The 17,846-nt window shown below is 70.5% G+C and carries 17 protein-coding genes; 4 read left to right on the top strand and 13 right to left on the bottom strand.

Going from position 1 to position 17,846, the window contains the following annotated elements; genetic code table 11:
- Positions 1 to 81: 81 nt before the first annotated feature.
- Positions 82 to 756: a maleylpyruvate isomerase family mycothiol-dependent enzyme gene (locus ACTMTF_RS46580; RefSeq protein WP_441116515.1), complete on the bottom strand. Its 675-nt coding sequence runs from the start codon at positions 754 to 756 to the stop codon at positions 82 to 84.
- Positions 757 to 890: 134 nt separating this feature from the next.
- The gene (locus ACTMTF_RS46575) at positions 891 to 1,409 is read right to left on the bottom strand and encodes an ATP-binding protein (protein ID WP_441116514.1); all 519 of its coding nucleotides are present in this window, start codon (positions 1,407 to 1,409) and stop codon (positions 891 to 893) included.
- Positions 1,410 to 1,656: 247 nt separating this feature from the next.
- Here ACTMTF_RS46575 and ACTMTF_RS46570 point away from each other — a divergent pair, with 247 nt between their 5' ends.
- Positions 1,657 to 3,249 (top strand): hypothetical protein, encoded by a 1,593-nt coding sequence (locus tag ACTMTF_RS46570; protein WP_441116513.1) that lies wholly within the window; start codon positions 1,657 to 1,659, stop codon positions 3,247 to 3,249.
- A 1-nt stretch (position 3,250) separates the two neighbouring features.
- Here the strand turns inward: ACTMTF_RS46570 and ACTMTF_RS46565 are convergent, their stop codons facing one another.
- The 3 genes from ACTMTF_RS46565 to ACTMTF_RS46555 all read right to left on the bottom strand — a co-directional run bounded on the left by ACTMTF_RS46565 (position 3,251) and on the right by ACTMTF_RS46555 (position 5,600).
- Positions 3,251 to 4,570, bottom strand: coding sequence for an FAD-dependent oxidoreductase (locus ACTMTF_RS46565; RefSeq protein WP_441116512.1), 1,320 nt, complete (start codon positions 4,568 to 4,570; stop codon positions 3,251 to 3,253).
- 41 nt (positions 4,571 to 4,611) lie between these two features.
- Positions 4,612 to 5,157 (bottom strand): PadR family transcriptional regulator, encoded by a 546-nt coding sequence (locus tag ACTMTF_RS46560; protein WP_441116511.1) that lies wholly within the window; start codon positions 5,155 to 5,157, stop codon positions 4,612 to 4,614.
- A 200-nt stretch (positions 5,158 to 5,357) separates the two neighbouring features.
- Positions 5,358 to 5,600: a zinc-binding dehydrogenase gene (locus ACTMTF_RS46555; RefSeq protein WP_441116510.1), complete on the bottom strand. Its 243-nt coding sequence runs from the start codon at positions 5,598 to 5,600 to the stop codon at positions 5,358 to 5,360.
- Positions 5,601 to 5,660: 60 nt separating this feature from the next.
- Here ACTMTF_RS46555 and ACTMTF_RS46550 point away from each other — a divergent pair, with 60 nt between their 5' ends.
- On the top strand, positions 5,661 to 6,776 hold the full coding sequence (locus ACTMTF_RS46550; protein WP_441116509.1) for a cytochrome P450 family protein: 1,116 nt from the start codon (positions 5,661 to 5,663) through the stop codon (positions 6,774 to 6,776).
- 13 nt (positions 6,777 to 6,789) lie between these two features.
- On the opposite strand, the gene corA is transcribed toward ACTMTF_RS46550, so the two are convergent.
- From corA to ACTMTF_RS46535, 3 genes are read right to left on the bottom strand one after another with little or no spacing between them, the layout of a single operon-like run.
- Positions 6,790 to 7,908 (bottom strand): magnesium/cobalt transporter CorA, encoded by a 1,119-nt coding sequence (gene corA, locus ACTMTF_RS46545; protein ID WP_441116508.1) that lies wholly within the window; start codon positions 7,906 to 7,908, stop codon positions 6,790 to 6,792.
- 8 nt (positions 7,909 to 7,916) lie between these two features.
- On the bottom strand, positions 7,917 to 8,387 hold the full coding sequence (locus ACTMTF_RS46540) for a nuclear transport factor 2 family protein (RefSeq protein WP_397002211.1): 471 nt from the start codon (positions 8,385 to 8,387) through the stop codon (positions 7,917 to 7,919).
- Positions 8,388 to 8,394: 7 nt separating this feature from the next.
- Positions 8,395 to 9,279, bottom strand: coding sequence for an amidohydrolase family protein (locus ACTMTF_RS46535; protein ID WP_441116507.1), 885 nt, complete (start codon positions 9,277 to 9,279; stop codon positions 8,395 to 8,397).
- 34 nt (positions 9,280 to 9,313) lie between these two features.
- Between ACTMTF_RS46535 and ACTMTF_RS46530 the strand changes: the two genes are divergently transcribed.
- Complete coding sequence (locus tag ACTMTF_RS46530) at positions 9,314 to 10,012, top strand: M50 family metallopeptidase (protein ID WP_397002215.1); 699 nt, start codon at positions 9,314 to 9,316, stop codon at positions 10,010 to 10,012.
- Between the two features lie 30 nt (positions 10,013 to 10,042).
- Here the strand turns inward: ACTMTF_RS46530 and ACTMTF_RS46525 are convergent, their stop codons facing one another.
- Positions 10,043 to 10,774, bottom strand: coding sequence for an SDR family NAD(P)-dependent oxidoreductase (locus ACTMTF_RS46525; RefSeq protein ID WP_441116506.1), 732 nt, complete (start codon positions 10,772 to 10,774; stop codon positions 10,043 to 10,045).
- A gap of 150 nt (positions 10,775 to 10,924) precedes the next feature.
- On the opposite strand from ACTMTF_RS46525, the gene ACTMTF_RS46520 reads away from it, so the two are divergent.
- Positions 10,925 to 12,457: a protein kinase domain-containing protein gene (locus ACTMTF_RS46520; RefSeq protein ID WP_441116505.1), complete on the top strand. Its 1,533-nt coding sequence runs from the start codon at positions 10,925 to 10,927 to the stop codon at positions 12,455 to 12,457.
- An 86-nt stretch (positions 12,458 to 12,543) separates the two neighbouring features.
- Here ACTMTF_RS46520 and ACTMTF_RS46515 read toward each other — a convergent pair whose 3' ends face one another.
- The 4 genes from ACTMTF_RS46515 to ACTMTF_RS46500 form a co-directional block, all read right to left on the bottom strand.
- Entirely contained in the window at positions 12,544 to 13,539 is a 996-nt protein-coding gene (locus ACTMTF_RS46515) for a winged helix DNA-binding domain-containing protein (protein WP_441116504.1), read from the bottom strand.
- Between the two features lie 57 nt (positions 13,540 to 13,596).
- Complete coding sequence (locus ACTMTF_RS46510; RefSeq protein ID WP_441116503.1) at positions 13,597 to 15,627, bottom strand: DUF3488 and transglutaminase-like domain-containing protein; 2,031 nt, start codon at positions 15,625 to 15,627, stop codon at positions 13,597 to 13,599.
- Positions 15,628 to 15,775: 148 nt separating this feature from the next.
- A complete protein-coding gene (locus ACTMTF_RS46505; protein WP_441116502.1) occupies positions 15,776 to 16,855 on the bottom strand; it encodes a DUF58 domain-containing protein in 1,080 nt (359 codons plus the stop codon).
- Positions 16,855 to 17,841 (bottom strand): AAA family ATPase, encoded by a 987-nt coding sequence (locus ACTMTF_RS46500; protein ID WP_441116501.1) that lies wholly within the window; start codon positions 17,839 to 17,841, stop codon positions 16,855 to 16,857. Before ACTMTF_RS46500 ends, ACTMTF_RS46505 begins: the two co-directional genes overlap by 1 nt.
- Positions 17,842 to 17,846: the final 5 nt, after the last annotated feature.

The following is a 17,846-nucleotide window of genomic DNA, read 5'->3' as shown; positions in this document are numbered from 1 at the left end:
GGCCGCGCTGATCGTCCTGCTGCGCACCTTCGGTGCTAGCTCCTGGGACTCCGGGAAGACGTGACCTGACGCGGGCCTTCCCTAGAGCCAGCCGCCGATCGCCGGCGCCCCCGGATGCGGCGCGGGGCCGCGCCCTGTGACCCAGGCCGCCAACTCGGCGGCGGTCCCGTACACCTCGCGGCCCTTCGCGTCACCGGAGCGGAAGGTCGCCTTGGTGTCGGTCGCGATCAGCACGGGCGCATGCTCCTCGCCGCGCCGTTCCCACAGCTTGGTCACGTCCGCGAGCAGCGCGTCCAGCAGGTCCGGCGGGAAGTCAGCGAACCCGCCGCCCGTCCCCAGGTCCACGCCGTGAATCCACACCTCACGGCAGCGCATCCAGACGATCTCCGAAGCGGGCACCACCGCGCCCTGCGCAGTCCGTACCGGCACCTCCCACTGTGACGCCGTCAGGCTGAGCAGGGCCGCGCGGAAGTCGGCGGCGGTCTGCTCGAACAGCGCCACCAGCGCCTCGGGCGGGAGCGTGGCCAGCTCCTCGATCTCGGCGTTGCGCGCCTGCGCGGAGGCGTACATGGGAGTCTCCTCGCCGGTCGCGGCCCAGTGCGCGAGCCGGCCGAGGCCGTGGGCATTGGCCGCGACGTGCGCCACCACGTGCCGGCGCGTCCAGCCCGGCAGGGCTGAGTCCGCGTAGAGGTCGGCCCCGTCGAGGCGGGCGGCGAAGTAGGCGGTGCCGGCGTCCATCCAGGAGAAATCAGGCATGGTGGCACACCATATCGCCCAGCGCGCCGATGGCCGGGATCCGGGTTCACCGTCGGTCAGGTGAGACGGCGGGCCTGCCCAACCGGAGGGCGCGGCGCGATGTCGCCGGGAGGACGGGCCCGCCCGGGTAAAGGTCAGAATCTCGTCGTCCGGGCGGAAAACGGAGAGTGGATCTTGGCCCACACTCTGTGGCCGATCGCATCGTCGCCTTCGTACCCGGCCTGGTCCGCGAGCGCGGCGACGATGGCCAGGCCCCTGCCGTACTCGGCGATGGTCCGGCAGCGGGCTCCGAAGCGGGGAACGCCACCCCAGCCGCAGTCGTAGACCGCGATGGTGATCGTGGCCGTCGTGCGGGTGAGCTCGACGATGAAGGTGCCCTGGGAGCGGCCGCTGCTGCTGTGCTGGACGGCGTTCGCCGCGAGTTCGGCGACGATCTGTTCGGCGTCGTCCTGGCAGGGGGAGTCGAGCAGCAGGAAGCGGGTGAAGTGGCGGGCGGCCGGGACCTGGTCGAAGGTGCCGGGGAAGGTGCGCCGCCAGACCATGCCACCGGGGTGCAGGTCGATCATCGCCTCGACGAGCTCGCGTTTGACGTGGCACGGCTGGTCTTGCTCGCGTTGCCGGGGAATGATCAGGGCGGCGGCGGTGTCAGGCACTGGGGTTTCTCCGTGGGGAAAGAGATCGGTGGGTCACCGAAAGGCTGCACCACCAGGCGGGCCTCCTGAATCCCCACCTCAAGTCTCAAAACCACTCCCGCTGAACTGAGACTGACCTGGGTGAATCCCTCAGCTTTCATGATCGGCACCCCAGCCACTCCCTTCTCGTCGATCTCGCACGCGCCCAGCACTATGAGTAATATTTTCATTACTTATAGTATTCGAACTCGGAGTGGAGGTGGTGCGGATGTCCAGCGAGGGCAACCGAGTTCCGCAACCGGCCCGCCTGTGGGGTCAGCGGCTCCGGGAGAAGGGTTTCACCTGGGATCAGATCGCCGAGGTGATCGCGCTCACGCACGACGTGAGCCCGTTGCGGCTGTATCGGCTGGCGCACGGCCGCACCGCCGCCGACGTGGCCGCCCTGGTCAACGACGCCGACCCGGCAGGCACCGCCGCACTTCGCGAGGCACGTCTGTACGACTTCGAGGCGTGGCCTCAAACGGGACGTCGGCCGCCAGCACCCCTGCTCGCGGCCCTGGCCAAGATCTACCAGACCAGCGCGCGCAACCTGGTGCACAACGCGACTCTGGCATCGTACGGAGCCGCAGATCATGAATTGATCGACCAGGCGGACTTTCGCCACGTAGACACTAACCGGACCGCTGCTCCAAGCCGTGTCACCATGGACGAGAGCGCAGCAGTCACCTCCGCTGACACGTCGCTCGTGGACGCCGCAGCGTGCGTTCGGCTGCTGCAGGCCACCGGTACCGTGGAGGCCGACGTGAAGCGACGCGAGCTGCTCTTCGAACTGGCTTTGGTGTTCGGCGGGAGTCAGGCGCTCAGTCTGCTGCGGGTCCTCACCCCTGACGAAAAAGAGCGCCTGGCCGGGGTGCTGCGCAGCACCTGGCGGATGGACGAGGCCACGGTGCGGACCTTCGAGAAGCTGACGTTGCGGGCTCGGCAGGCCGACGACGTGTCCGGCCCCGCGACGCTGCTGCCGGTGATCAATGGACAGCGAGCGGCAGTCGGCAAGCTCCTCGCCTGCGAGTCGATGGCACCCGGCCTGCGCGACCGGCTCCTCGACACGTACGCACAACTGTCGCAGCTGACCGGTTACCTGACCTACGACCTGTGCGAGTACACGGCGGCCGAACAACCCCTGCTCGACAGCCTGCACGCCGCGCACGACCTCGGGGACCCAACGCTGATCGCCTTCGTGCACTACTGGCTCGGTAGGCTGGCCGCCGACCAGCACCGCACCGCCGCCATTTTCGACCACGCCTTCGCCGTTCAAAGCTGGGCCGCCCGATCTCCGAGTAAGCTGCTGGCCCCTCTGCACGAAACACTGTTCTCACTCGCCTATGCGGCTGAGGGCAATACTGCGGCGAGTGCCCGCGCACATGACAACGCGCTCGCGTCGGCCAGAGCGCCAAAGGACAACGAACCGGCGTTCTTGTACTGGGTCTCGCCATCGGAAGTAGAACTCAGGAGAAGCACCTCGCTGGTCCAGCAGAACCAACCCAAACCTGTCATAGCGGCAGCCGAACGGTATCTGACCAGGCTGGACCCCAGACTCAAAGGGCGTCATGCGTGGGTGCTCACCCAATACGCCCGCGCCTTGACCATGACCAAGGAGATCCCCGAAGCCGCCGCCAAGCTGACCGAGGCAGCCAACATCACCCGGCAGCACAGCTCCACTCGCCTGGCCAACGAGATCAACCAGGCCCGAACCCGGCTGGAACCCTGGGCGACCACCACATATGTACGCCAACTGGATGAAACGTTGCGCTCCAGCGGCCTCACTGCGACAGGTCACCCGGCCCAGCGTGGCGATCGCTGACTCAGCGCTTCCCGAACGCCGCGCGGCCGAGGGGCGGGATGGCCCCGCAGGCCCGGAAGAACCTTCGAGTCGCTGATCGCTTCAGCGCGCTTCTGGTGATCGCGGCCTCGGTGTTGCGCACGACCTCGCGGACCGTCTCGAACCCGTGGCGCAGCATGTCCGCCTCGTAGGCGCCCAACGCCCGCAGCAACGGCTCCTCGCCGCGGTCGGCCGCGGTGAGCGCAGCGCAGAGCCGGTGCGCGTCGCGCAGCGCCGTGTTGCCGCCGAGCCCGCCGACCGGCGGCATGTGGTGGACGGCGTCCCCGAGCCCGGTGACACTGCCGGTCTCCCACCGGTCGAGCGGTTCGGCGGCGCTGAACCCGGTCCGGTAGAGGGTGTCCGGGGTCGAGTCGGACAGGAGGCGGCGCAGGTCGGGATGCCACCCGGCCGTCCGCTCGGCCAGCAACTCCCGCAGCGCGGCCGGGTCGTCCTGAGCCTTCGACGTGAAACTCGCCGGAAGGGAGTCGCGGTGCATGATGAACGCCCACAGGACGTAGTCGTCGTCATGCGAGTCCGCCAGCAGGCGCTCCGGGTCGAGCCCGAGCGCGCGCACCCGGTCGCCGAGCCTGGCGGTGATCGACGCGGGATTCTCGCGCCTGCGGAAGATCGCGGTGAACAGGAAGTCCCTGCGCGGCCAGAAGACGTTCCGGCCGGCGAGCAGGTCCGGCAGCCATCGCCGGTTCTCCTCGGTGAGGAACAGCTTGCCGGCGACGGCCGTCGCCGGCAGTTCGGCACGGCCGGCCTCCGGGTGGAGCTGCGCCCACACCCGGGAGCCGGCGCCGTCGGCCGCGACGAGCACGTCGGCGGTCGCGGTGGTGCCGTTGGCGAACTTCGCCGTGACCGTCCCGTCGTCCGCCCGTGCGAAGCCGGTGAACTCATGGTCGAAGCGGACCACGTCCTCCAGGCCGGCCAGCAGCAGTTTGCGCAGCGTGACGCGGCTGACCGCGTGCTCGCTGGTCGCAGGGTCCAGCGGGTCACGATCCGGGCCGTCCTGCCCGATGAGGACGAGCGGCCGCATCCGCTCGTCGCGGAAGCCGATCCCGGGCCCTGGGTCGCCGGCGGTGGCCACCAGCAGCTCCCACAGGACGGGTGGCAGGCAGGCGTGCAGGGCGGCGCTCCCGGTCGGCTCGATGTTCAGCCGGAAGCCCTGGAGCCGCGAGTCGGCCGTGCGGTCCCGTTCGTACACGGTGACGCTCACGCCGGCTCGCCGCAGACCCTGCGCCAGGCAGAGCCCGCCGATTCCGCCGCCGATCACGGCGACGTTCAATCTCTTTGGGGGCATGGGGGGGTTCCGCTTCCTGTGGGGGGCGCTTGCTCGTGCCGTCAGGTCTGCTCGGTCGTGTCCGTGAGCTCCGCCAGCAGGCGGTCGTGCCAGGTGACCTCTGTCTCGAGCCGCATCAGGGTGTGGTCGAAGGCGACGGCCTCCAACCTGGTCAGATGGGGTTCGGCCACGGTGCGGAGGTTGCGCCAGAAGTCGAGCTGTGTGGCGTAGGAGTCGCGCCGCTGCTGGGCCGCTGCGCGCAGCTCTTCAGGGCCGATCTCGTCGACGTGCAGGAGCACCAGCTGGATCGGATCCGGCCGGAGACTCGTGTCGGCCAGGGCGGATCTGATCACCGAGACCAGCTCGGCCCGGCCCTTGTCGGTGATTCCGTACACCGTCCGAGCAGGGAGGTTGCCCTCCCGCTCGGTCCGGACCACCTCGACGACGCCTTCGTCCGCCATCCGGCGCAGCGCGCCGTACAGCGATCCGGGCTTGATGTCCGCCCACAGCTCGACCCGGTCGATCTGTGCCGCGGCTCGGATCTTGTGCCCGTGCATGGGGCCGCCGTCGGCCAGGGTGCCGAGAATGAAGAGGCGCGTTGATCGCATGCGAGTACTCAAACACGACTACATGACCGTACGCAAGAGTGAGTACTCACAGCGGCCAGGACCTCACCACCCGCATCGACCCGCGTACCATCGCCTGCGCTCCCCCAGCGCGCGCTCTCACCGGGCTGCAGGCATCCCGAGCCTGCAGCACCAGCCTGCCGCTGCTGCGTAAGGTGGCCGCCTGGGGCATCCACCGACGGTCAGCCGGCCGGTGCGCCCACCTCGACGACGACCTTGCCCTTGGCCCGTCGGGTTTCGACCCGGGCGAACGCCTCCGCTGTCCGATCGAAGCCGTAGGTGCTGTCGATCCGCACTTCCAGGGCGCCGGCGTCGATGAGTTCGCCTAGTTCACCACGCCGCCATCGGGTAGTCGTGCCGTGAGGAAGGCTCCGCGCCGCTGGTCGGCGGGCTCTCCGGGTGCTCGAAGCCGTGATCACCACCATAGGGTGATGATCACGCATTTACTGCGGAACGATCTGCGAACACGACATAAGGAAATTGTAGTGACCTCTGATATCCAGATGATCCCGCTACCCGACGGCACCTCGGCCTGGCGGATCACCGGCTACGAAGCCGCTCGGCAGGCGCTGTCGGACCGGCGTCTGTCCAAGGTGCTCAAGGCCGAGGAACTCGGCCTTGAGCCGGAGCTCGCCAGTTCGATGTTGCGCATGATGATGTTCCTCGACCCTCCGGACCACACGCGTCTACGCCGACTGATCTCGGCCACGTTCACCGCCCACCGCATCGAGGCTCTGCGCCCGCGCATCGAGCAGCTGACCGCCGGGATGCTCGATGCGATCGCCGCCCACGAGACGGTCGATCTGATCGAGACGTTCGCCTACCCGCTGCCCCTGCAGGTCATCTGCGAGCTCCTTGGTGTGCCGGCCGAGGATCGCGTCGAGTTCCGCGACTGGTCCGCGATCGTGGCTGCCGGGCCGGGCCGGCAGCACGAGATGCCCCAGGCGTTGGAGAGGGTGTTGAAGCGCACCCGGGCCCTGCTGGCCGACCGGGCCGCGCATCCCGGCGATGACCTGCTGAGCGGTCTGCTCGCGGCGCGAGAGGAGGGCGATCGACTGTCCGAGGACGAGCTGACGTCGATGGTGTTCATGCTGCTGATCGCCGGCCATGAGACCACTGTCAACCTGATCGGCAACGGCGTGTTCGTCCTGCTCGAAGACCGGGACCGATGGATCCGGCTCCGCGACGAACCTGAGCTGCTGCCGACCTCCATCGAGGAGTTCATCCGGTACGAGTCGCCGATCGCCACCGCGACGCAGCGCAGGACCACTGAGGCGCTCGAGCTCGGCGGCCAGTCCATTCCGGCCGGCTCCCGGGTGATGATCAGCCTGGCGGGGGCCAACCGTGACGAGGCCCATTTCCACGATGCGGGCGAGCCGCGGCTGGACCGTGCGCCGAACCCGCATCTGGGTTTCGGGCACGGCATCCACTACTGCCTCGGCGCGCCGCTGGCCCGTCTGCAGGCACAGGTCGTGTTCAGCGCGCTGCTGACACGGTTTCCCCACCTGGAACTGGCGGTGCCGGCCGACGAGGTCGGCCGGCGATCCGACTTTCAGCGCGGCGTCACCCGGCTGCCCGTCCGCCTTCACGGTGGTCATTAGCGGTCTCGTGTTCTCACAGCCAGTCGCGCCGTTTGAAGATCACGTACAGGGTGATGCAGACGGCGGCCATGAGGAGGATCGCGAACGGGTAGCCGAAGGCCCAGTGGGTTTCCGGCATGTTGTCGAAGTTCATCCCGTAGATGCCGCCGACCACCGTCGGGGCGAACAGGATGGCCGCCCAGGAGGAGATCTTCTTGACCTCCTCCCCCTGCCGGATGCTGACCTCCGTCATGCGGGCCATCTCGGCGTTCTGCGCCTGGGTGACCAGCGTCGAGTTGACCACCAGGATGTCCTGGAGCTGCTGGCGGAAGGAGGCCACCCGCTCGGTGACCGTGATGACGTGGTCGGCCACGTCCCGCAGGTAGCTCAGCAGCTCCTCGTTGAGGTCGTACTTCTCGGCGCCGGCGATGAACCCGTCGATCAGCCGTACCAGCGGTGTGGTGGCGCGCTGGAACTCGATGACCTCGCCCGACAGCTCGTAGACGCGGCGGGAGACCGACGGGTCGCCGCCGAACACCTGGGCCTCGATCTCCTCGATGTCCTTCTGCAGCCCGGCCACGACCGGGGCGTAACCGTCGACGACGGCGTCCAGGATGGCGTACAGCACCGCCTGGGGGCCCTGGCGGAGCAGGTCAGGATCGGACTCCATGCGCTTGCGCACCGCCTGGAGGTCGGGCGCCTCCGCGTGCCGTACGGTGAGCACGAAGTTGGGACCGACGAAGATGTGCACCTCGCCGAACGCCACCTCCTCGACGTCGTCGAGGTAGCGGGCGGCGCGCAGCACGACGAAGAGCGTGTCACCGTAGCGGTCGGCCTTGGGCCGCTGCGAGCCCACGATCGCGTCCTCCAGGGCGAGCTCGTGCAGCTCGAACTCCTCGGCGAGCTTGACCAGCTCCCACTCCTTCGGCCGGTAGAGGCCGATCCAGGCCAGGGCGCCGGGCATCTGCTTGAGGCGTTCGAAGGCGTCGGCCAGCGAGCCTGGGTTGTCGACCGCCTTGCCGTCCTGGTAGATCGTGTTGTTGATCACGGTCGGCCGGTAAGGCGGCTCTTCGGAGGCGCGCGGATCCATCGAGTGTTCGGGCGCCTCCTCGCGGACCGCGCCACCACGCCTGAGCCCTTTCACCCTGGCCATGCCACCTCCTAGGGACGGAACTGATTCAGCTCCTGCAATGCTCGGTCGCGGATGGTCTTGCGCCACATCGGGGTCCACCCGAACAGCAGCCCGGCGGGACGGCCCAGCGCCATTTTGGACCAGCGCTTGAAGTCGAACTCCTCGTGATGCCGGACGATCAGGTCGCCGTCGAACCGGAACTGGGCCTCGATCTCGTTGACCACCTCGCGCCCGGTGCTGGCGAAGGTGTAGCGGGCGGTCCGGTGCGCGGTGCCGGAGAAGTCGTCGGCGGTCACCTCACCGTAGGTGACGCGCAGCCCGTTACGCACCCCGAGCAGGAGGCGCCACATCGCCATCACTCTCTCGCGGCCCTCCACCTCCTGGAAGATGGGGTCTCCGAAGCTCACCTCGGGGTGGTAGCAACGCTCCATCGCCGCGAAGTCGGCGCGACTCAGAGCTTCATGGAACGCGCTGATCAGCGCAACGTGCCGTTCGTTCACTTTTCCATCAGATCATGGCCAGGCCGTTGCTCCAGCACACGGCCCTCAACCATTCATCGCCCAGATCGAGCCGGTCGAGTGCGTGGAGCTGGTGTGCGTACGGGTGCGGAATGGTGGGGAAGTCACTGCCGAGAACCACCTTCCCAGCCAGCCCCAGATCACGCAAAGCGGGACGTAGTTTCGCCGGGAAGGGCATGCCCCGCTCGGCGAAGTCGGTGAAGGCCATCGTGGTGTCCAGCGCCACCCGTTCATAGGTCCGCGCCAGCTCGAAGAACGGGCCGTACTCCGGCATGCCCAGGTGCGCGATCACCACCCGCAGCCGGGGATGCCTGCGCAGCACCTCGCCGATCGGCTCGGGGCCGATCCAGCCGCCCGGCACGGGCACCGAGCTGGCGTGCACCACCACGGGCACGCCCGCGTCGGCCAGCAGCCCCCAGACCTCCGCCAGCGCCGCCTCGCGCGGATCGAAGCCGCCGACCTGCAGGTGCACCTTGAAGATCTTGACGCCGTCATCCAGCGCCCGCCGTACGTAGTCCGCCGCTCCCGGCTCGGGATAGAACGTCGCGGACGGCAGACATCCCGGTGTACGGCGAGCGAAGTCGAGCGTCCAGGCGTTGAGGTCGGCGGCCATGTCCGGCCGGTGCGCGTAGGCGAGTGCGGGGAAGGCGCGCAGCCCCAGCTCGCGCAGCCGTGCCACCCGCTCCCCCACCGGCCACTCGTACTCGATCTTCCAGCCCTCGCCCATCAGCGGCCCGCCGTGGTTGAAGTGGTGCCAGACCCGGCGCTCCATCCGCTCGGGCAGGAAGTGCACATGCAGGTCGATCAGGCCGGGCAGGCCGAGCGCCCGCCACCAACCTGGAACGTCCGCGTCAGAATGGCGTTCTGTGAGCACGGCCGAGACTTTACCCGGATAGGGTTTCTCCTCGATGGACAAGCTCTGGGATCAGCTGATCGAGGTCCAGTCCGCCCCCGACCCCTGGGTCGTGGGCGGCTCGGCTCTCGCCGCACTCGCGATCGTCACCTTCACCATGTCCTGGCAGCTGACCAGAGGCCTGATCACGATCGCCCACGAGGGCGGCCACGCCGTGATGGCCCTGCTCACGCGGCGCAAGTTAGAGGGCATCCGGCTTCACTCCGACACCTCTGGGGTGACGCTCACCCGGGGCAGGCCCAACGGGCTCGGCATGGTGCTGACCGCGCTCGCCGGCTATCTGGCACCCTCGCTGCTCGGGCTGGCCGCCGCCTGGCTGACCGACCAGGGGCGGATCACGCTCCTCATCTGGAGCATGCTGCTCTTCCTGGTCTGCATGCTGCTCCTGATCCGCAACCTGTACGGCGCGCTGATCCTGCTGGTGACGGGCGGCGCGGTGTTCGCGGTGTCGATGTACGCGCCCGCCGAGGTGCAGCAGGTGGTGGCCCTGGTCGTGGTCTGGTTCCTGCTGTTCGGCGGCATCCGGCCGATCTTCGAGCTGCAGCGCAAGCGGCGCAGGCGGCAGGCCCGCGACTCCGACGCCGACCAGCTCGCCAGGCTGACGTTCCTGCCCGGCGGGTTCTACGTGTTCTTCTTCCTGCTGGTCGGGGTGGGCTCGGTGGTCGCGGGCGCGTACCTGATGAACCCCCTCTGAGGGGAACCTCTCCGGCATGGCTCGAACGGCTCACTCGCCTTCGGAGAGGAACTGCGGCGACACCCCCTCGAACACGTAGTCCTCCGGCAGGTCCAGGTAGAAAAGTTCCGACTCGCTACGCTCCTGATGCAGCCGCCAGTAGGCGTCCGCGATCACATCAGGCTCCGATTTCGGACTGCCCTGACCGATGAACGCGCCCAAGGCCACGTGCGCGGCATACACGCCTCGCTCGGCGACCGATGCGTGCAGATTGAGGATGAAATTGCGCAGGCCCGCCGTAGCCACCTGAACGTTCGCCACCTCGGGAACGATCATGGGTCCGGAGCCGGCGCCGGTGGTGGCCAGAATGGTGCCGCGACCGCGCCGCAACATCCCCGGTAGCACCTGCCCCACCGCCGTCACGCCGCCGTAGACGTACATCTCCATCTCCGGCATGATCGACTCGACCGTGAGTTGCGACGCCTCCACGATCGGCCGGGCGGCGAAGTCCGCGGGCGACGGCCCCGGAGAGTACTCCAGCACGTCGATCGTGCCGAAGTGATCCTCAGCGGCGGCCAGAGCGTCACGCAGCCCCGGGCGGTCCGTCACGTCGGCCGGGAAGGCGGCTGCCCTGACCCCGGTCTCGGTCAGCTCGACGACCATCTTCTCGAGGGTCGTCCGGCTGCGCGCGATCAGGGCGACATCGAAGCCCTCGCGGGCGAAGCGATGCGCGATCGCCCGGCCTAACTGGGGTCCCGCTCCCACGATGGCGATGGTGCTCATACTCGTTCTCCCCCGTGCTGTTGACTTCTTTGACACTGTGCTTCAAAGCGGTTGATCGCGGTCATGCTAGTCCAGAGATCTGCGTACTCGATGAATCCCCTCTAACTGCGAAATTTCCCACTAAACTCTCCTGTGACAGGGGGGAAGGTCGTGCTGCCAGGGGACGCGCCCGGTTACCGGGTGCTCGATCAGGCGGGCCAGGGCGGGTTCGCCGTCGTCTACCGCGCCCACCAGGAACGCCTCGACCGGATCGTCGCGCTCAAGGTGCTGTCGGTCGACCGGGTCGACCAGCGGACCATGCGCAGATTCCAGCGGGAGTTGCAGCTCACCGGACGGCTGACCGGCCACCCGAACGTCGTCACCGTCTTCGACACCGGCGTGACCCGCTCCGGCAAGCCGTACATCGCCATGGACTTCTTCGAGAACGGCACCCTGCGCGACAAGCTGCGCAACGAGGGCCCGCTCCCCGTTCCCGACGTGCTGCGGGCGGGCGTCAAGCTGGCCGGCGCGCTCGCCGCCGTGCACGAGGCCGGTGTCCTGCACGGCGACATCAAACCGCAGAACATCCTCATCTCCAGGTACGGTGAGCCGGCCGTCGCGGACTTCGGCGTGGCCAGGGTCGTCGACTCGGCCGAGATCTCCGCGACCTCACACGCGTTCACCCCGCTGCACGCCGCCCCCGAGGTCGTGACCGGGCAGCCGCACTCCACCTCCACCGACATCTACTCGCTCGGCTCGACCCTCTACCACCTGCTGGCGGGCCAGCCCGCCTTCCACAGCCCCACGGACCCGTCGATCGCGCCCCTCATGTACCGGGTCCTCAGCAACGCCCCGCCCCCGATCGACCGGGGCGACGTGCCGCCGGTGGTGGCCGAGAGCATCCTGCGCGCCATGGCCAAACAGCCCGACCAGCGGTACGGCTCGGCCAGGGCGTTCGCGCAGCGGCTGCAGCAGGTGCAGGCGGAGCTGGGGCTGCCGGTCACGGATCTGATCGGCCAGGAGATCACCCCCGGTCGTCCGCTCCCCGCGAACCCGTACGTCCCGGCAGGAGAGGCGCCGCCGGCCCCCACGTCCTTCCCGGTGGCGACCCCGTACACCGGGCCGACGCAGGCCTCGCCGGCGGGTCCGCCCGCGCCGGTGGCCGCCGGTTACGGCCATCTCGTGGCGAACCCGGGCGGGCGGGCGCCGGGGCTGACGGCCAGGGTGATGATCGGGACGGCCGTCGCCGCCGTGGCCGTCGCGGGCACGGTGCTGGCCGTCTGGCTGTCGAGGCAGCAGGCCGGCCCGCCGGTGGCCGATCCCACGGCGAGCGTGCCGGCCGCGTCGCAGCGTGCCACCGAGGACCAGGGCCCCGCCGAGGTCGACAAGGGGAAGGTCGCCGCGCTGGCTCCCCGGAGGGTGCGGGTGGCGGCGGACCAGGGCACGCTCGTCGAGCTGAGCTGGGCGCTGCCGGCCGGGGCGCGCCGCTACCCGGTCGTGGTGCAGCGTTCGCCGGTCGAGCGGGGCGGGCAGGCCCTCACCCCGCTGGAGGCGGGCACCACCTCGACCCGGCTGGCCGGGCTCGACCCCGGCACGGGCTACTGCTTCGTCGTCGGCGTACCGCTGAACATCGGCGAGAACAGCACGGTCGCCTGGTCGAAGCCCACGTGCGTCAGAGGAGCGGTCCCCAAGAAGTCCGGCTAGACCCTCTAATCCGCCCTTATGGGTTGATCCGTGCTTCCCGCACAAGAGGGCACCGGGCCGGAACGGCACGTCGGGACGGCAGGCCGCTAGCTCAGGAACCGGCGGACGTCCTCGATCTCGTCGTCGAGCGAGCCGGGGACGGGCTCGGCGAACGGCGTCACCGTCACCTCGGCGCCCTTCCGGCTCCACACGCCCTTGATCTCACCGCCGACGATGATGACGGGTCTCAGGACGCCCCCGCCGGGGAACACGGTGCGGGCGTGCTCGGCGGCCAGGATCGGGTCCCGGCTCTGCCAGCCCAGCAGGTACTCGTCGAACGCCGGAGCGAGCCGCACCATCGGTCCGCGCCCTGCGGCAGGCGACTCGGAGGCGGCGGCAGACGGCTCGGAGTCGCCTGCCGCAGGGCGCTTCTGGACGGCGGCGGCCAGGCGCCAGGCGGTGCGGGCGTCGCCGAGGGACAGGCCCGACCAGGCGGCCAGGTCCTCGGGCTCGGACGGCTGATGGGCGCGGCGGTAGCGCAGGGCCAGCTCGGCCAGGGCGCGTTCCCTGTCGCGCTCGGCGGCGATCGGGGCGCCGAGCCAGTCGGCGGCGTGCACGTACGTCGGCTTGCCGCCGCGCGGCGGGCCGAGCACGGCCAGGCCGTGGTGGGCGGCCAGGGCGACCAGGTGCACGACACCCTGGCCGTGGGCGCGGCCCGCCAGCCGTTCCGTCAGCTCGGTCTTGGTGAGCGGGCCCTGGCCGGCGAGCGCGCGGTCGATGAGCGGGAGCAGGTCGTCGCCCGTGACGCCCTCCTGGGCGAGGCGGCGCAGGGTGCCGGTGTCGCGCCTGGTGAGCGCGTGCAGCCAGGGCAGGTCGTCGACGTGCGTGAAGTGCAGGGTGCCGCGCGGGCCCCAGGTCCTGACGATCTCACGAGCCTGCCAGGCCGCCTCCACGTCCGCCCGGGCGAGCGTGGCCGAGCGCGCGCGGAAGGCCAGGTAGGCGGAGGGGATGTCCTGCGCCTGCATGGCCGCCAGACGCCGGACGACATCCCCGGCGTCGTGACCGGGGGGACGATGGAGAAGCTGGGCCTCGACGCTGCGCATGGCCCCGATCATGCCGCCCTGCCTCGGCCGCCGACTCAGCGCCCCGGGCATGGCGCGTCAGCGCAGGAGCAGGCGTTTGCGCAGGCGGGTGGGGAGCGGGGTGCTGGTGCGTACGGCTCGGCGTACGGCGTCGCTGTGGCGCCAGGCCTCGTCTGCCGCCTGCGGTGAGATGTCCTCCGGGGCATAGCGGGCGAAGTTGGAAATATCGGCTAGTGCCTTGAGATAGGGGAAGATGTCGCCTGGCTGGCGGGTGACGACGTCCTCGGCCGTCAGCGCCCGTTCCCCCCCGAGGCCGAGGTCGTCGCATGTCTGCGCCCACGCGCCGAGAACCCTCGCCCCCGCGCCCGAAACGTTCCTGCGGGCGCGCCTGCGCCACCACGGCAAGATGATCGTCAGCGCGCCGTACACCAGCACGATCCCGCCGCCCACCGCGGCAAGGATGATCCAGACAGGCGGCCCGGACGGGGACTCGCCGGCGCCGGCGTCCGGACGCTGTGACGCCTTGGGCCGGTCGGCTCCGCCCTTGGTGAACTCGCCCTGCAGCTCCTCGCTCTCCTTGATGGCCGAGGACACCACGTCATGGTCGTCCTTGGAGCCGCTGCGGCCCGGCGTCGGGTAGAACGGCCGCCAGCCCAGCTTGTCGAACTTGATCTCCGCCCACGCCATCACATGTCCCGACTTGACGTGATAGACCCCATCGACGGCCTGCCCGGGACGGAACCCCACCACCACCCGCGACGGCAGCCCCAGCGTCCTGGCCATCAGCGCGAACGCCGACGCGAACTGCTCCGACGTCCCCCTGCGCGTCGTCTCCAGGAAGAACTCCAGTCCCTTGAGCGAGTGTCCGGGCGGCGCGGTGACGTCGTAGCCGGCATTGGCGCGCAGGTAGCTCTGCAGCCGGTACGCCTGCTTGATCGGCAGGTCCGCACCCTTGGTCGCCTCCTGGGCCAGCTCGCGGAACAGCTTCTCCTGCGGCCCCGCCGGGAAGGCGGTCAGCGCCGGCTCGTCGACCGGGGTGGCGGCGAGCAGGTCCGCCTTCGACGGCTTGGCCACCCGCGAGGTCACCTGGTAGCCGAACCCCTTGCCCGCCTTCCCGTCGACCAGCAGCGAGCCGCTGTCCGGGTCCACCACGAGCCCGCGTACCCCGCCGACCTCCACCGGCCGCTCCGCGGCGGGCAGCCAGGTGCCGGGCAGCCCGCGGAACGTCACCCTCTGCCGCACGGTCTCCGCCTCGCCCGTCCACTCGCCGTCCGGCACCCGCCCGCCGGTCGGCTGGAAGCGCCCGCCGGACGTCCAGCGCACGCCGTCGTACCGATCGAGTACGGCCAGCCGCCAGTTGAGCGGTTTGTCCGCCTTGACGGTGAACAGTTCCCGGTCGGGGATCTGCAGCCAGGCCGACACGCGGTCGAGCGGGCTGACACTGTCGACGCGTTTAGGAGGCGGCTGCTCGGCGTCCTGACGAGGGTTGTACGGCTCCGCGGCGATGGGGAGAAGGGGGCCGACGAGCAGGGCGAGGGCCGTCAGCGCGGCGGCGGCGGGCACTCCCGCGAGCAGCCAGAGCGCCGGTCGACCGTCCCTGACCAGCGCCAGGGCCACGACGAGGACCAGTACGGCGCCGGCGACGGGCAGGTTGGAGCCGGTGCCGTCCACCCCGAACAGCAGCGCCACCCCGAACACCGCCAGGGCCGGCACCGCTGCGGCGATCTTGGTGCGGGTGCGGGTGAGCACCTCGGCGCCGATGGTGGCGGCGGCCCAGACGAGCGTGTGCACCAGGATGAGCAGCCGCGGCTCCGGCTGGGCGGGCAGCAGGGTGGTGAGCAGCGCCTGCCAGGAGCTGGCCAGGTCCACCACCGCTCCGGGGGCGAGCCCCTGGTAGAGCGGGACCGTTCCGGCGATCCACACCAGCACGTCGAGCAGCAGCGCCAGCCAGAGGGGCCGCCGCCAGGTGAACACGGCCACCACGGCCGGGCCCACGGCGGCGGGCACCACGGCCACGAGCAGCTCCGCGCCGGGAAACACCCGGTGAAACCCCCACCCGGCTACCCCGGCGACGCCCGCCACCAGCGCGACCCCACCAGCCGCCGCCACAACGCTTCCGCCCCCGAGCGCCCATCCCCCTCACTCACCGGTACGGAGGCCAACGACGGAGGGGCCGTAGCCAGACCTGGCGTACCCGGCAAGCCGCCCGGGGGACCGGCTGCGGTCGGACCTGGGGTGGGTGGAGGGGTGGGTCGGGTCATCGAGGGCCCCAGATCAGTGGGAGGTCGTCCAGGTTGGTGATGGGGACGAGGGTCACTCCGGGGACGGTAACTGGATTTGTCCCGACGTATATGCATACGACCCGGTCGAAGCGGCGGCGGACACCCGCGGCTCGGCCCGCCTCGGCGGGGTCGGCCGTGACCAGGACGAGCGAGCCGCCGCCCCGGGCCAGCCGCATCGCCTCGGCGACGCCCGCCGTGCCCGGACCGACGAGAGCCAGCCGGTCGAGCACGCTCTCGGCGTCGGCCTTCGTCTCGGCAACCGGTCCCTCGCCCGTGACCACCCGGACGGGGAACCCGGCCCCGGCGGCGGCCACGGCGACCGAGGCGGCCGCGTCGACCGCGAGCTCGGTGAGCCCGCGGGTGTCGAGCACGACCGTAGTGGTGGGCAGGCTGGCGTCGATCAGCTGGCGGACCATGAGCGTCCCGGTGCGGGCGCTGGAGCGCCAGTGGACGTGGCGCAGGTCGTCGCCGACGACGTACTCGCGCAGTGTGTGGAAGGTGACCGTGCCGCTGGGGGCGTTGTCGCTGGTGGGCCCCTCCAGGTGGTGCGCCTTGCCGGACGGCGGCACGGCCAGGGTGACCGTACGGGGACGGACCAGGAGCGTCGCCGCCGCGCCGTACTCCCTGATCTTGCGGGTGAGGCCGAGCGGGTCCGCGCGGACCAGCAGGAGCGGGCCGACCGGGATGTCGCCGCGCGTCCGCGTGGGCAGCGGATAGGAGACGGTACGCGTGCCGCGCCGGGGCACGCGAGGCAGGTCGACGGTGTGCTCGGCGGCGCCGATCCGGTCCCTGGCGCGCAGCCCGGTCAGCGCCCGGCGGCCGAGGTTGCGGACGTGCAGGACCGCCACGGCGGCGTCGCCGCGCGGCACCTTGCCCGGCGTCACCTCGCGCCGCACCTCCAGCCTGGGCTTGGGCGCGGTCCAGAGCAGCGCGGCGGCCAGCGCGAGCAGGCCGCCGGTGGCCAGCACGACGGGTTCGGGGTAGCCGAGCGCGAACCCGGCCGCGTACAGGATCACGGAGCCGGCGAGCGTGCCCCAGCCGAGCGGCGTCAGCACTACGCCGCCTGGGGCACGGGCATCCCGGCGAGCAGCTCGCCGAGCACGTTCGCCGCGGTGACGTCGCGCAGCTCGGCCTCGGGGGTGCGGATGAGCCGGTGCGCCAGCACGGGCACGGCCAGCGCCTTGACGTCCTCGGGCACCACGTAGTGCCGCCCCGCCGCCGCGGCCTTGACCCTGGCGGCGCGCAGCAGCGCGAGGCTGCCGCGCGGGCTGGCGCCGAGCCGCAGGTGCGGGCTGTGCCGGGTGGCCGCGCAGAGCGCGACGATGTAGTCGTAGACGGGGTCGGCGACGTGGATCCGGGTGGCGAAGTCGATCATCCCGGCCACGTCGGAGGCGCGGGCCACCACCGGCAGCCGGTCCACCTGCGGCCCCGACGGCATGCCCTTGAGCACCTCGACCTCCGACACGTGATCGGGGTAGCCGACGGAGATCTGCATGAGGAACCGGTCCAGCTGCGCCTCCGGCAGCGCGTAGGTGCCGTCCATGTCGACCGGGTTCTGGGTGGCCACCACCAGGAACGGCCTGGGCACCGGATGCGGTTCGGCGTCCACGGTGACCCTGCGCTCCTCCATGACCTCCAGCAACGCGGACTGGGTCTTCGGGGAGGCGCGGTTGATCTCGTCGGCGAGCACGATGTTGGCGAACACCGGCCCCTGGTGGAACTCGAACTTCTGGTGTGCCTGGTTGAAGATCGACACGCCGGTGATGTCGCTGGGCAGCAGGTCGGGGGTGAACTGGATGCGCCCCCACGCGGCGTCGACGCTGGCCGCGATGCAGCGGGCCAGGGTCGTCTTCCCGGTGCCCGGCACGTCCTCGATGAGCAGGTGCCCCTCGGCGAACATGCACACCAGGGCCAGCTCGACGGCCTCCCGCTTGCCGCGGATGACCTGCTCGATGTTGGCCGCGAGCATCTGGAAGCGCTGGGCGAACTGCCCGGCGAGCGCCGCGGGCTGCTGGGTCTGCTCGTAGGCGTACTGCGTCACGCTGA

The organism is Nonomuraea sp. ZG12, from assembly GCF_052068115.1.
Taxonomy (GTDB): domain Bacteria; phylum Actinomycetota; class Actinomycetes; order Streptosporangiales; family Streptosporangiaceae; genus Nonomuraea.
This window is presented reverse-complemented; position numbering and strand designations above follow the sequence as displayed.

Excerpts from the sequence above, each read along its gene's own strand:
- ACTMTF_RS46555 (WP_441116510.1), bottom strand. The coding sequence starts at position 5,600 with ATGGTGGTGATCACGGCTTCGAGCACCCGGAGAGCCCGCCGACCAGCG.
- corA (WP_441116508.1), bottom strand. The coding sequence starts at position 7,908 with ATGGCCAGGGTGAAAGGGCTCAGGCGTGGTGGCGCGGTCCGCGAGGAG.
- ACTMTF_RS46580 (WP_441116515.1), bottom strand. The coding sequence starts at position 756 with ATGCCTGATTTCTCCTGGATGGACGCCGGCACCGCCTACTTCGCCGCC.
- ACTMTF_RS46560 (WP_441116511.1), bottom strand. The coding sequence starts at position 5,157 with ATGCGATCAACGCGCCTCTTCATTCTCGGCACCCTGGCCGACGGCGGC.
- ACTMTF_RS46525 (WP_441116506.1), bottom strand. The coding sequence starts at position 10,774 with ATGAGCACCATCGCCATCGTGGGAGCGGGACCCCAGTTAGGCCGGGCG.
- ACTMTF_RS46565 (WP_441116512.1), bottom strand. The coding sequence starts at position 4,570 with ATGCCCCCAAAGAGATTGAACGTCGCCGTGATCGGCGGCGGAATCGGC.
- ACTMTF_RS46515 (WP_441116504.1), bottom strand. The coding sequence starts at position 13,539 with ATGCGCAGCGTCGAGGCCCAGCTTCTCCATCGTCCCCCCGGTCACGAC.
- ACTMTF_RS46530 (WP_397002215.1), top strand. The coding sequence starts at position 9,314 with ATGGACAAGCTCTGGGATCAGCTGATCGAGGTCCAGTCCGCCCCCGAC.
- ACTMTF_RS46570 (WP_441116513.1), top strand. The coding sequence starts at position 1,657 with ATGTCCAGCGAGGGCAACCGAGTTCCGCAACCGGCCCGCCTGTGGGGT.